This is a genomic window from Burkholderia sp. MSMB1588, assembly GCF_001546925.1.
GTDB classification, from domain to species: domain Bacteria; phylum Pseudomonadota; class Gammaproteobacteria; order Burkholderiales; family Burkholderiaceae; genus Burkholderia; species Burkholderia humptydooensis.
Window position 1 is genome coordinate 1,857,701 of the sequence record NZ_CM003770.1, and the last position, 13,218, is coordinate 1,870,918.

14 protein-coding genes are annotated in these 13,218 nt (G+C 73.2%); all 14 read right to left on the reverse strand.

All coding sequences use genetic code 11. The features are described 5' to 3' along the window. Positions 1-2: 2 nt before the first annotated feature. On the reverse strand, positions 3-320 hold the full coding sequence (locus WS92_RS07455; protein WP_015602894.1) for a hypothetical protein: 318 nt from the start codon (positions 318-320) through the stop codon (positions 3-5). A 2-nt stretch (positions 321-322) separates the two neighbouring features. Beyond that, the gene (locus WS92_RS07460; RefSeq protein ID WP_006028785.1) at positions 323-835 is read right to left on the reverse strand and encodes a phage baseplate assembly protein V; all 513 of its coding nucleotides are present in this window, start codon (positions 833-835) and stop codon (positions 323-325) included. Continuing rightward, positions 832-1,956, reverse strand: coding sequence for a hypothetical protein (locus WS92_RS07465; RefSeq protein WP_015603911.1), 1,125 nt, complete (start codon positions 1,954-1,956; stop codon positions 832-834). The genes WS92_RS07460 and WS92_RS07465 overlap by 4 nt, the downstream gene beginning before the upstream one ends. Positions 1,957-1,969: 13 nt before the next feature. After that, entirely contained in the window at positions 1,970-2,320 is a 351-nt protein-coding gene (locus WS92_RS07470) for a baseplate wedge protein 53 (protein ID WP_006028783.1), read from the reverse strand. 145 nt (positions 2,321-2,465) lie between these two features. Continuing rightward, positions 2,466-3,125: a CIS tube protein gene (locus tag WS92_RS07475; RefSeq protein ID WP_006028782.1), complete on the reverse strand. Its 660-nt coding sequence runs from the start codon at positions 3,123-3,125 to the stop codon at positions 2,466-2,468. After that, positions 3,122-5,932, reverse strand: a complete 2,811-nt coding sequence (locus WS92_RS07480) for an eCIS core domain-containing protein (protein ID WP_059931820.1) — start codon at positions 5,930-5,932, stop codon at positions 3,122-3,124. Before WS92_RS07480 ends, WS92_RS07475 begins: the two co-directional genes overlap by 4 nt. Further along, positions 5,929-6,102 carry a hypothetical protein gene (locus WS92_RS35635; protein ID WP_156442998.1) on the reverse strand — a complete coding sequence of 58 codons (174 nt, stop codon included), beginning with the start codon at positions 6,100-6,102 and terminating at the stop codon, positions 5,929-5,931. Before WS92_RS35635 ends, WS92_RS07480 begins: the two co-directional genes overlap by 4 nt. Then, positions 6,099-7,364, reverse strand: coding sequence for an eCIS core domain-containing protein (locus tag WS92_RS36095; RefSeq protein WP_059931822.1), 1,266 nt, complete (start codon positions 7,362-7,364; stop codon positions 6,099-6,101). The genes WS92_RS35635 and WS92_RS36095 overlap by 4 nt, the downstream gene beginning before the upstream one ends. Further along, on the reverse strand, positions 7,361-7,807 hold the full coding sequence (locus WS92_RS07490) for a hypothetical protein (protein ID WP_059931824.1): 447 nt from the start codon (positions 7,805-7,807) through the stop codon (positions 7,361-7,363). Before WS92_RS07490 ends, WS92_RS36095 begins: the two co-directional genes overlap by 4 nt. Then, a complete protein-coding gene (locus WS92_RS07495; protein ID WP_059931827.1) occupies positions 7,804-9,732 on the reverse strand; it encodes an AAA family ATPase in 1,929 nt (642 codons plus the stop codon). The genes WS92_RS07490 and WS92_RS07495 overlap by 4 nt, the downstream gene beginning before the upstream one ends. Next, positions 9,729-11,078, reverse strand: a complete 1,350-nt coding sequence (locus WS92_RS07500) for a Pvc16 family protein (protein WP_059931829.1) — start codon at positions 11,076-11,078, stop codon at positions 9,729-9,731. The genes WS92_RS07495 and WS92_RS07500 overlap by 4 nt, the downstream gene beginning before the upstream one ends. Further along, complete coding sequence (locus WS92_RS07505) at positions 11,075-11,899, reverse strand: hypothetical protein (RefSeq protein WP_231755934.1); 825 nt, start codon at positions 11,897-11,899, stop codon at positions 11,075-11,077. The genes WS92_RS07500 and WS92_RS07505 overlap by 4 nt, the downstream gene beginning before the upstream one ends. Further along, positions 11,899-12,642 (reverse strand): hypothetical protein, encoded by a 744-nt coding sequence (locus tag WS92_RS07510; protein WP_059931833.1) that lies wholly within the window; start codon positions 12,640-12,642, stop codon positions 11,899-11,901. Before WS92_RS07510 ends, WS92_RS07505 begins: the two co-directional genes overlap by 1 nt. A gap of 43 nt (positions 12,643-12,685) precedes the next feature. Continuing rightward, entirely contained in the window at positions 12,686-13,210 is a 525-nt protein-coding gene (locus WS92_RS07515) for a phage tail protein (protein ID WP_006028772.1), read from the reverse strand. Positions 13,211-13,218: the final 8 nt, after the last annotated feature.

Genomic DNA, 13,218 nt, shown 5'->3' on the forward strand with positions numbered 1-13,218 from the left:
CCTCACGTCGCGAGCACGCGCGTCTGCGCGGCGACGGGCATCATCGGCGTGCCGGTGGGGATGCAGCTCGACGCGCCCGCCATCGTCGCGACGGGCACGCCGCCCGCCAGCACGCGCGCGGCGCCGGCGAGCCACTGGCCGGTCGCGCACGGCGGGTTCGGCGAGCCGGTGAGCGCGCACGCGGCGATCGCATACGGGCACGCGATCGTCACGGCGGGCTGCCCGGACAGCAGCACGCGCGGAAACGGCGACAGCGGGCTCGCCTGGCCGGCGTGCGCGCACAGCACGCTGGCGCCGAGGTGGAGGATGGGCGCGGGCATCGCTACACCACCGTCAGCGCGCCGAGATTGACGTCGACGCTCGGGCCCGTCATGTTGATCACCGCGCCCTTGCCGTTCGAGATGATGATCCCCACGTCGCTCACGGAGATCATCGCGCCGGTGGTCGTCTGGATCAGGATGCCGCCCGTCGGGCCGGGCACGTCGCTGATCACGAGGCCGTTCTTCAGCGGCGTCTGGATCGTGAAGCCCGTCACGCCGGGCGGCACCGCGTGCGCGAGGAGCGGCACTTCGGCCGCGGTGCCCCAGTAGCCGCCGACCCAGATCGGATAGTCGGGGTCGCCGCGCTCGAACTCGATCCACACGCCCGCGCCGATCATCGGCACCGTGAAGAAGCCCGTGTTGATCCCGGCGGCCGGCACGCACGGCATCGCCCACGTGCCGGGCACGAAGCCGGCGAGGTCGGGCACCATCACCTGGACGCGGCCGATCTGCATCGGATCGACGTTGTTCGCGACCGTGCCGCGGTACTTGCCGAAAAGAGGCGCGCTGCTCATGTTGGCACCGACGGAAAAGTGGAGACGAGCCCGTTGCGCGCGAGCGAGAAGCTCTGCTTGTACGAGCCGCGCTCGATCTCGTGCGTGACGCGCTTCACGTAGTAGAGGCCGTCGAACGGCACGCCCGCGCCGCGCACGCCGACGAGCGAGCGCGATTTGAGGAGCCGCCCGTATTTCGCGACGTCGAGCTTGCCGGTGCCGAACACCGAATCGCTGTTGCGGCTCGCGTACGCGAGCCCGGCCATCAGCGCTTCCGGCGCCGACAGGTGCGCGGTGGCGTCGAGCTTCTCGATCTTCGGCGGCAGCGGCGGCACGAGGCCGAGCGGCGGAGCGAGCGGCGTGACGTCGGGGATCGGCACGGGAATCGGCACCTTCGTCGTGCTCTCCTGGAAGAACACGATCGGCATCGACTTGCGCTCCTTGTCGAACGTGAAGGAGAGGCTCTCGACATTGGTCTGCGCGTCCATGCCGGTCGTGAGCGCGGGCTGCGGATCGCCGACGCGGATCTCGGGCCCCCAGTACGCCTTCGACGTGCCGGGCCCGGGCCCCGGCTCCAGATAGAACACGTAGCCGGCTTCGCCCGCGAGGCGCTTCACGTATGCGTAGTCGCTGCCGCGCTGCTGCGGGATCTTCTGGATCGGCAGCGGGGGAATGTCGAGGATGCTCGGGATCACGATCGGAATCACGCCGAGCGCCGCGTATTTCGCGAGGCACAGCAGCACGCGCGCCGACGGCGGCATCGCGGGAAACGGGATGCCGGGCAGCTCGATGATGTCCATCAGCGCGGACAGGTCCTTGCCCTTCACGACGAGCTTGCCGACGCCGCCTTCGCCCGGCTGCGTCTCGACGTTCGTCGTCACGCCGTCGATGATCGACTGCGCGCGCCCGTTGATCGTCACGGCGAGCACGACGCGCATCAGCGGCAGGCTGCCGCCGCCCGTCAGCAGGAACAGCGTGCGCAGCGGCGAGCGGGCGGGCAGCTCGAAGGTCAGCTCGAAGCCGCTTTGCGCATCGCCCGAGCCGTCCTCGACGCGCGCCTGCACGAGCGCCTGCAGCACGTCTTGCGGCGCGGGCGCCGGCACGGGGCCGATCAGCAGCGACAGATTGACGGCATTGCGCATGATGGCGTGCGTCCTACAGGCCCGGCGGCAGCGGCAGCGCGATGCGCGCGCCGAGCGTGTCGGTGAGCTCGAACGGATCGGTGAGCGCGTTCGCGTCGGCGATGCGCCAGTAGAGCGCGGCGTCGCCATACGCCTGCGCGGCGAGCGTGTCCGGCCGCTCGCCCGCGCGCACGATGTGCTCGGCGGCGATCGCGATGTCGCGCCGCTGCGCGATGAAGCGGCGGCGCAGGTACGGCACGCCGGGCTCGCCCGGCTCGCGTGCGTAGCGGGCGATCGCGACGCCCGCGTAGCGGCTCGTCGGCGCGAACGGGCTCGACGGGATCGCGCCCGCGTCGATCAGCAACTGGACGGGATCGGTCGTCATGGCCGTGCTCGCCGGGTTGCGCCGCGCATGCCGCCGGTCCGCTCGCGAAGGGGCGAGCGAAGGGGGGCGCGCAAGGGCGAACGCAAGGGTGCACGAACGGGCGCGCGAAGGGCGCGCGGTGGGCGTATAGCGCGTGAGGATCGTTTCATGGCAGGTTCCCGATGCCTAGCGACGTGAGGGTCGCGCTGCCCGCCTTGTCGGCGAGCGCCTCCCGCGTGCGCAGGTGACTGAGGAAGATCGTGCCGCCCTTGTGCGTGAAGCCGAGATCGTCGGTGCTCATCACGCGCAGGCCGAGCGAGACTTTCGCGCGCAGCGGATTGAGCGCCGGGTCGAACGCTTCCTCGGCGATCGACAGCTCGGTCACGCGCACCGGCACGACGCGGCTCTTGCTCCAGACGAACAGCGCGAGCGGCGCTTCGGGCGGAATGATCTCGAGCGTGCCGTTCGCGGTTTGCGACGCGACGTTCAGCAGTTCGTCGACGCTCGGATTCACGAGCGCCTCCAGCGCGGCGAGCTGCGGCGCGATGCCGAACGCGACCGCGTTCGCGTGGCTGTCGGGGAATTCGAGCTGATCGGTCGCGTCGATTTCGGCTTCGACGCGCAGGCTCTCGATCGCCGGCCCCTTGAGCCGGAACGGTTGCGCGCGCTCGCCGCCGCCGTCGCCGCCGACGCCCTGCACCTGATAGCTGCGCGTGAGCGTGTCGGGGTTGTACTGCAGCGCGATCGTGCGCCGCACCGCGCCGCCGCCGGGAGCGAGGATCACGAGGCCGCCCTTGACGAGCCTGGGGGAGAACGGGGTGGTCATGTGGCCTCCCCGGCGGCGAGCCGATCGGCGTCGCGCCAGATGTCGTTCCAGTCGTTCACGATCTGGACGACGGTGACGATCGCCATGCCGAGCGAGATCAGCTCGCCGAACGGCAGCGGACCGTCGGCGGCCGACAGCGCCGCCGCGAGTGCGCCGCGCAGCGCGAAGCGCGTCGCCACGACGCGCCAGAAGTGCGGCCACAACGCGCGTCCGGCGACTGCCGCGACGCCGACCGCGACGGCGCCCGCGCCGACCGCCACGGGGGACGGCACCGAGACGCGCAGCCGCTCGCGCTCCGTATCGCGGCGAACCTGCGGAACCGGCACGGGCACCGGCTGGCCGGACGTGCGCAGCGAGTAGGCGAGGAGCCCCGCCGTGCACCATGCGGTGCGCAGTTCGACCGTGACGCCTGGCACGCTGAGCGTCATCTGCGGCGGCGAGTACGCGCTCTCCGGCATCGGCGTGACGACGCGGATGCCCTGCGCCGCGCGCCAGGCCGTCTGCTGCGGATCGCGCGCGTTGCCCTGGTCGATGTAGCGCAGTTCCTGTTCCTCGCCGTCGACGAGGCAATTCACGTGGGCCGGCTTGATCTCGGCGACCTGCAGCACACCGGCCGGCGTCTGGCGCGCCAGGTCGGGGAAGCCGGTGCCCGATGCGCCGCCGGTGATTTGCGGGTCGATGATTTTGTCGTCGCCGCCGCACAGAGCCTGCGAGCGAAGCGGCGCGGCCGACGCGCCGGGAATCGCGACGCCGCGTGCGCCGGCGACCGTCGTGCTGAAATGCGCGGCGATCGCGCGATGGACCGCCGATCCGGGCACGGCGCTCACGCTCGGCGCGCGAAGCAGATCGGCGCAGCCGTCCAGTGATCGCCTGACGACGGAGCTGCCGCTGTTGCGTTGCTGAAGGACGTGCGCGAGCTCGTGAGCGATGAGATGCCGTCCTGCGCGCGTGCCGGGCGCGTATCGTCCGGCCGCAAAAACGACGTGACGGCCCGACGTGTAAGCTTGCGCGCCCACGTCGCGCGCCGATCGATGCGCGTGGGCGTCGTCGTGCACGCGCACGTCGAGGAAGCCGTGGCCGAAGCCGCGCTCCATGTCGCGGCGCACCGCCGGCTCGAGCGGCCGCCCGCCGCTCGCGAGCGCTCGCCCGACGCTCGGCGGCGCCGACCGGATCGCGCCCGTGCCGTTGCCGCTCGCGCGTTGCACGCTTACCGGCGCATCGCTCACCGGCGCATCGCCCGCGGCATCGCTTGCGGCATCGGGCGCGGACGACGCGATCACGCGATCGGCGATGCGATCGGCCTCGCGCTCGAGCGGATCGTCGACCGAGCCCACCGCGAGCTTGGCCTGCACCGCCGGCGCGCTGCCGTCTTCGTTCGCCGGCTGGTCGGCGTCGGGGGCGGCGTCGGCGTCGGCGAGCTCGGGCGTGTCGGCGGCTTCCTCGGAGGCGGGCTCGTTGTTTGGCCCGGGGCCGTCGCCGTCCAGCGCGGACGCGGGCTCGGGCGCATCGTCGTCCAGCTCCGGGCCGCCCGCGAGCAGATCGGGCGCGGCGCCGTCGCCGGGTTCGAGCGCGGCCTTCCGGGCCGGCGCGCCTGCCTTTTTCTTCTTCTTGGGCTTTTGCTCTTTCTTCACGCTCGTTCCGTCGCAGACGTCCTTGCGGTTCGACAGCGTGTCCGTACTCTCGGTCATGTAGCACCGCGTGCCGGCCCATGTTCCGCTGACCGCGATGTCGGTCTTTTTGACGACGACGTTGTCGTGGATCAGCTCCGAGATCCCCACCGAGGTTCTCGAACAGCCGTGCGACTGGGGCGGGCTCGACGTGTTGCCGCTGTGGATCGCGATCCCCGAGCGCTGGAAGTAGCTCGGGTTCTTGGCCGACGGATGGCCGGCGAGCGCGCAGCCGGTGTCGAAGACTTTCCACGTGTCGCCTTTCGGCGTGCACAGGCTGCCCGACGTCTGGCTCGTCTTCTCGTCGTTGCAGTCGACGCAGCATTTGCCCGCGCCCGGCGAAATGTCGTGCTTGCCGCCGTTGCTCTTGCTGAGCGCGGGCTCCTTCGCCGGATCGTTCCATTCGATCGACAACTGGTTGCTGCCGACATCGACGTTGACCTTGGTGATCCAGTTGTCCTTCACCTTGCGCGAATCCCGGCCGCAGACCTGCGGCACCGCGGCTTTCGGGGGCTTGCCGCCGCCCTTGCCCTTCGGCGCCGCGCGCACGACGGGCGTCGCCGCGCGCTGCTGAACCACGTGCGCGAGCTCGTGCGCGAGCAGGCGCCGGCCTTCGTGCGTGCCCGGCGCGTAGCGATGCGCCGCGAAGACGATGTGCCGGCCCGCCGTGTAGGCGAGTGCGTTCACGTCGTGCGCCGAGCGATGCGCGTCGGCGTCGGCGTGCACCCGCACGTCGAAGAAGTCGTGGCCGAAGCGCTGCTCCATGTCGCGGCGCACGGCCGGCTCGAGCGGCTGCCCGGCGCCCGCGAGCGCGCGCTCGACGCTCGCCGGGGACGATTGCCCGCCGGCGTGCGCGCTCGCGTCGTTCGCCGCGCGCTGCACGCCCGGCGGCGCCGCGCCGGGCGCGCCCGGCCCGGATGCGTCCGTCACCTGCTCGGCGATGCGGTCGGCCTCGCGTTCGAGCGGATCGTCGGTCGCGCCGACCGCGAGCTTCGTCTGCACGCGCTTCGCCTTGCATGCCTCGCACGTCTCGCCGTTCGTGGCGGTCGCGCCGCACGCGCATTTGCGCTGCAGCTTGTGCGGCCGTGCATGCGGCGCGCTCGCCGGATGCGCGGCCGCGCGGCTGAGCCGGGCGTTCATCGCGCGACTCCGTGCACGGCGGCCTTTCGGTGTGCAGTCATGGTTTTCGCCTCCATCGTCCGGTAGCCGAGCGCGGCGCGTGCGCGCGGCCGCTCTTCGCGACGGTTCGTTGCCTTCAGCGGCTTGCCCGCGTCGGGGCGGCGCTTCACGAGGCCGTTCGCGGCGTTCATGGCGACGCTCCCGCGCCCGCCTGCGGCGCTTCGCGGCGGCGCCGGGCCGACCCCGGCGCGCCGATCCGCTCGCGCACCAGCGCGATGAACGGCTCGGCGAGCGTCACGGTTTCGTAGTCCGCGAGCGTCGCGCTGCCCGCGTTGATGCGCCGCAGCGCCTCGTTGTAGTCGGAGATGCATTCGGCTTGCTGCTCGGCGTTCCAGTCGGACCAGTCGATGTGGTTGCGCACCGCGCTGCGCCAGTCGTACGCGGCGTTGCGCGATCGGCCCGACAGCCCGGCCACGATCTGCGGAATCAGGCTCGACGGGATGTAAGCGAGCCCGCCGTTCTGGTACTGCCACACGTGTCCCATCTCGTGCGCGAGCGTGAGCTGGCCGTTGTCGGACAACTCCATCGTGTCGCCCCTGAAATGCTCGTCCTGCAGGTTGATCGTGTTGCCGACCGTGCGCGCCGCGCCGGCCGACAGCGCGCTGCCTCGCGTGATCGTGACCTTGTCGTAGTCGACGGCGTCGTGGAAGATTTCGCGCAGGTCAGTCTTCTCCGCCGCCGTGAGGCCGCGCGAGCGCCGCGACGCCAGATCGCCGACGACCGCGCCCGCGACGAGCCCGCCGATGCCGCCGATCACCGCGCCCGCGATCGCGCCCGCCGGCCCCAGCAGGCCGCCGAGCAGGCCGAGGCCGACGCCGCCCGCGAGTGCGCCGAGCGCCCCGCCGATTCCGGCGCCGGCGAGCGACCGGTGCAGCGTCGGCGGGCCGTGCCGCGGACCGGCTTGCGACACGCGCGGCGACGCCGCGCCGCGCGTGTCGCGATGCGCGGCGCGAACGGGCGTTGCGGCGACCGCCCGCGCCGCGTGCTCGGCTTCGCGTTCCTGCGGGCTGTCGGGCGCGTCGATTCGCGCGGGCGCGTCGCGCGTCGCGTCGCGCGCGCCGTCCTGCGCGACGTGGGCGAGCTCGTGCGCGAGCAGCGCGCGTCCGTCGGCCGTGTATGGCGCGAAACGCCCCGGCGCGAACACGATGTCGCGGCCGAGGCTGTACGCGCGCGCGCCCAGCGCGACGGCCGACGCGCCGGCCCGGTCGTCGGTGTGCAGGCGCACCGACGAGAAATCGACGCCGAACTGCGGCTCGAACGTATCGCGCAGCGGCGCGGGCAGCGGTTCGCCGCGCGCGGCGGGGCGCATATCGGGGCGTATCTGGCGATCGGGCGCGCGGGCGGTCGTTGTATCGCTCGCCGGCGGCTGGCGGCGGCGCAGGTCGAAGTTCATCGCCGTTCTCCGCCGTCGTTGCGTGGCGCGCCAGTCGACGCGGAACCGGCGCCAACGTCGTCGCGCGCCGTCGCGATCGGCGGAGACGGCGGCGACGGCGGCGACGGCGGCCGCGGGAGGCCGTCCCCGGCTTGCGCAGATGACGGCGGATCGGCGCCGATCCGCGCGGCGCCCGCGGACGATGCCGGGAAGCGGTCGCCGCGCTGCGCGGGCGCGGCCGCGGCCGTCGTCCACGCAAGCTCGCCGAGCTGCGCGACCACCGCATCGACGATCCGCCGCGCGACGGCCGGCACCGGCGCCGCCGCCGCGCGATCCCGCCCGGACAGCCGTTGCGCGAGCGCCGCCTGCACGTGCGCGGCGAGCCGCTCGCGCGTGAGGCCGCCGAGCGCGCCGGCGTCGATCACGAGTCGGCCGATGCGCACGCTGCGAACGTCGTGATTCATGCGCGGCCTCCTGCTGGTCCGTTGAAGCTGCGTTCGAGCTTCGCATACTCGGCGCGCGCCGCGTCCATCAGCGCGGCCTGGTCGATCGCGCCGCTGCCGCCCGCCGCCTTGAACGCGGCGTTGAGCGCGACGCTGCGAATATGGCCGCCCGCGAGGTTGAGCCGCGCGAGCGCCCCGAAATCGATCGCGCCGAGCGGCGCGGCCGCGGGGAACTGCCGACGCCAGATCGATTCCCGCGCGGCCGCGTCCGGAAACGGGAAGTTCACGACGAAGCGGATGCGCCGCAGGAATGCGCGATCGAGCGCGCTCTTCATGTTGGTCGTGAGGATCGCGAGCCCGCGGTAGGTCTCGATGCGCTGCAGCAGGTACGCGACCTCGATGTTCGCGTAGCGGTCGTGACTGTCCTTCACGTCGCTGCGCCGGCCGAACAGCGCGTCGGCTTCGTCGAACAGCAGGATCGCGCCGCTCGTCTCCGCGGCGTCGAACAGCCGCGCGAGGTTCTTTTCGGTCTCGCCGATGTATTTGTTGACGACGCTCGACAGATCAATCCGGTAGAGATCGACGCGCGCCGCGTTGGCGATCGCCTCGGCCGCCATCGTCTTGCCCGTGCCGGATTCGCCGGCGAACAGCGCCGCGATGCCGAGGCCGCGCGTCTGCCCGCGGCCGAAGCCCCAGTCGTCGTAGACGGTCTGCCGGTCGCGCAACTGGGCGGCGATCTCGCGCAACTGGGCGGCGACGAATGGCGGCAGCACGAGGTCGTCGAATGCGGTGCGGCTGTCGATGCGCTGCGCGAGCGTGTCGAGCCCGCCGCGCGCGGCCTCGCGCAGCGCGTGCCATAGCGTCGGCTCCGCCGTGGCGTCGTCGAAGTCCGTCACCGCGCCGAGCGCCTGTTCCAGCACCGACGGATCGACGCGGAACTGCCGGATCGCGCGGCGCGCGATCGCGTGCACGTGCGCGGGCACGTCCGGGCGCAACGCCGCTGGCGCGCGCGGCACGCCAAAGCGCAGCACCGGCCGCTCGAGCGCGGCCAACGCGAGCGGCCCCGGCGCGCCGAGCACGAGCGTCGGGCCGTTCAGCCGGCCCGCGAAACCGAGCGCGGCGGCGCGATGCGACGCCTCGTCATCGTCGAGCGACACGACGACGCCGGCTTGCGACAGCACGGCCTCGCGATCGAGCCGGCGCGCGATCTCGGCCGTCTCGCGCGGATCGCCATTCACCGACGACGCGTCGACCCACAGCGTGCCGAGGCCCGCGCGGCTCAGCGCGGCGCTCGCGAGCCGCCGCCCGCCGCGCACGTGCTCGGCGTCGAGCCGGGCGTCGGCGAGCACGATCAACGCGTGCGGTTGCGCGGCGAGCGCGCGCGCGATCGAGCGGGCGAGATCCGGGTACGCGGCGTCGTCCGCGCGCTCGCCGCGGCGCGCGATGCCGGCAAGCCGCGGATCGAACGCGGCGACGCCTGTCAGCGCGTGCAGGATGCGCTCGTCGATGCGCATCGTCGCGTGCGTGAAGCCGCCGGATGCGTCGAAATCGACGAGAGACCACGCGCGCAGCGGCGCGAGCGGCGATACCGCGTCCCAGTGCGGTTGCGGCAGCAGCCGCAGCGCGAGCGCGAAGCCGACGCGCACCGGATGCCCGGCGGGCGTGCGCTGCGCGCGCGCGAGCGCGTCGCGGATCGCCGCGTCGATCTCGACGCCCGCCGCGAGCACGAGCAATTCCATCTCGAACGCCGATAGCCCGAACGACGCGGCCAGCCGCCGCGCGGCTGGCTCGAAGCCGTCGTCGGCATCGTCCGGCACGCCGTGCGCGTGCGCGGACGCATCCGCATCCTCGGCCAGCGCGTCGATGCGCGCGCGCCAGTACGCGAGCCGCGCGGACAGCCAGCGCTGGTTGCGTGCGGCCCAGTCGGCGATGTCGTGCAGGTTCATGGCACGTCGATCCGTTGCGTCGCATCGAACGCCGGCGCCGGCCCGCTGCGATCGAGCAGCACGCTGCCGGCGCCGTCCACCTCCAGGCGCAGCCAGTGCTTGCCAGTTGCCACGCTCGCGCCGGGGAACTCGAACACCAGCGGATCGTCCGCGTGCGCGCGCGGCTTCGCGACGGCCTCGACGGCGTCGAGCGCGAGCGTCGCGTCCTGTTCGAGCCGCACCTGCGGCCGCGTGTGGAGCGTCGCCGTCACGACGGCCGGCGCGCCCGCGCGCACGACGCTCGCGGCCGGCAGCGCGAGGCCCGCGTCGGCCGCGATCACGGCGGCGGGCGCGAGTACGAGCGGCACCGCGTTGGTCTCGCGCGGGTCCGTTTCGCCCGCCGGCGTGAAGCGCACGGTCAGCGACCACAGGCCGGCCGCGAACGCGCTTTGCGCGGCCGCGTCGTTCGGCAGCGCGAACGTGAGCGTCGTGCCGGCGGCGTCGAGCGTCGACGGCGCGATCTCGATCGGCGCGGCGACCATCCGGTGCACGAGCCGCACGCGATGGCCGCTGCCCGCGAGCCGCACGCCGGTGATCGTGACCGGCTCGCCGAGCCGCGCGCCGCTCTGGCCGAGCCGCGGCGCTGCGCCGAACAGCGCCGGCAGCGGCGGCAACAGGTCGGCGTGGACGATCACGCCACGGTCGCGCTGCGTGAGCGGATCGACGCGGCCGCGCGAGAGCACGGGCAGCGGCGCGCGGCCGGGCCGGGTTCCCTCGATCAGCACGACCGACACCTGATACGCGGCCGACGGCCGGTAGTGCGTCTGGATCGCGGACCACAGCTTCGACATCTCGTCGACGCCCATCGTCGCCGGCGTCACCTTGATCAACTCGACCTGGTCGGCCAGATCGGACGCGGCGAGCGCCTGGAACGCGGGCGGCAGCATGCTCACGTCGAGCGGGCTCGGATTGAGCGCGCGCCGGATCGCCGCGCGATCGAGCACCGGGCGCTCGTGCAGCAGGTGCATCGCGTAGCCGAGCAGGATCTCCGCCTGAAAATCGGCGCGGCCGTACGCGGTCAGCAGGTAGTGCAAGTCGAGCGCGAGCGGCGCGTTGGTCAGCCGCTCGCCGCTCGCGCCGCTGCGCGACGGCAGGCCCGCGTTGCGCCAGCCGGCGTTCGGCGTGACCTGATGCAGGAACAGGTTCAGGCGCGGCGGGTCCTCGGCCTTGTCGAGGTCGATCGTGTCGGGCGCGACGGCGCTCACGTGCACCGTGCTGCCGAGCGCGGCGCCGGCCTCGATCATGCCGTCGTCGAGCAGGTTGCGCAGCACCGCGCTGATCGCGCCGAGGGACAGCGGCGAGCTCATGACGATGCGCCTCCGCCTTCGCCGCCGCGCGCGCGTTCGCGTTGGCGCTGGCGCAGATAGTCGCCAAGCGGCATCGCCGGCGTCGCGCGCGGCTTCGGCGCGGGCTGCGGCGCGGCGGGCGGCGCGGCCGGCATGCGCACGTCGATGCGCTCGATGCTGACGTGGACGACGCTCGGCGCGTCGGCGCGCGTGCTCGCCGCGCGCCCGGCGACAGCCGCCGCCTGCAGCGGCGCACGCACGGGCGCGGCCGGCCACGCGGGCTCGGGCGCGACGGTGCGCGATGTGGGCTCGCGAAGCGCCGAGAGACGCGGGGTGAGAAGCGGGCCGGGAAGCGGGGCGGGAAGCGGACCGGAAAGCGGGGCGAAAAGCGGGGCGGACGCGGCGTCGCGTGTCGCGGCCGAGCTTCGCGCCGATGTGGCGAGCGTATCCGTCGCGCCGGAATGCGCGATGTCCGGCGCGGCCGCGCTCGCCGCCGGATCGTGCGGCGTGCGTTCGCGCGCGAAGGCTGTTGCAAACGAGGTTTCGCGTTGCGGCGTTTGCGCGACCGCGTCGACGACGGGCGAAACATGCGCGACCGATCGCGCGCCGGCGGCGTGCGCGCCGCGCGTCGCGAACGGCGTCGGCGTCGGACGCCCGCGCGTCTCGTCGCCGCGCGTCGCGGGTATCGTTCGCGCATCGTCGGCGAAGGTTCCCGCGGCCCCGGCCTCGGCGGCCGCGAACCGCGACGGCAGCGCCGCGCGCACGCTGCCGGGCGCGTGCCGCGCACCCGGCGCGAGACGCGCGAAGAAGCGCAGCGGCGCGGACGAGGGCGTGCCGGCCATCATGCCGCTCCCGCCAGTTGCAGATACGCGGCGCGGCGCGTCGGGCTCAGCGCGAGCACCTGCGCCTCGCTCCATCCGTACGCGCGCGCGAGCGCGTCGACGTCGAGCAGCAGCCGTTCGGCGCGCACCTGCAACTCGCGCCACAGCACGTCGCCGCAGTCCATGCCCGCCGACCACGACGCGCCGCACGCGGGGCAGTCGAGCTCGAAGCTCACGCTCGCGCCCGGCTCGAGCGCTTCCATCCGGCGCGACAGCGCGTCGGCGACCGTCACGGGCAGGCTCGCCGGCGCGCAGGCGCCGCCGTCGTCGCGCTCGCAGCGCGTCACGCAGCGCGCGAGCAGCGCGCGCGCGAACGCGTCGCCGTCGTCGTCACCGTCACCGTCGTCGCGCGCCGCGCGCGCGGCTGCGCGCAGGTCGCGCACGTCGGGGACGCGAAACTCGATCCGGTGCCCGTCGGCTTCGACGCGCTGCGGCAGCGCCGCGTCGGCGGCCGGCAGCAACTGCTGCGACAGCGCCGCGCAGTCGATCGCGAATTCGACGTCGACGCCGCACGCGGGGCACGCGCAGCGCAGCCGCTGCGCGCCGCCGAACAGCCGCGCGCGCAAGCCGAGCAGCGCCGCGTTGCGCGCGCCGAGCGACGCCGGCGGCGCAGGATCGAACGCGGCGAGCAGCGCGTCGTCGCGCGCGTCGGGCTCGCAGACGGCCGCGCGTTCCCACAGCGCGAGCAAGTCACGGGTGTTCACCGCTCACTCCTCCGGTGTCGGGGCTTTCGGCTGCGGCGGCGCGTCACGCCGGCTCCGTGAAGTTCGGCTCGCTCGGCTCGGCGATGCTGTCGTCGCGCTCCCAGCCTTCGTTCTCGAGCTTGATGTGCTGGATGGCGACCGCGTTCGCGTTTGCGTCGAGGTCGGGCAGCGCCTGGAACTCCGATACCCAGCAACGGAAGATCCGGTACGCGAGCGCGAGCTGTCCGGCCTCGTTGTAGACCTCGAGGATCAGGTCCTTGCGGAAGGTCTTCAGCGACACCTCGGCGCCGAGGCCCGAGCCGAAATGCCAGACCTTGTTCGCCCATTTCTCGAACTCGGTGTCGTGCGTGACGCCGCGCTCGAGCGTGACGGCGTCGTACTTGGTGCGCCCGGGCGATTTGCGCGACGTCGACGGATCGCCGCCTTCGCGATGCTCGACGACCTCGGTGGTGCGCTTGAGCGCCGACACCTTGCTGATGCCGGCGACGTAGCGGCCGTCCCACTTGATCCGGAATTTGAAGTTCTTGTACGGATCGAAGCGCTGCGGATTCACGGAAAACTGCGCCATGGAGCTTC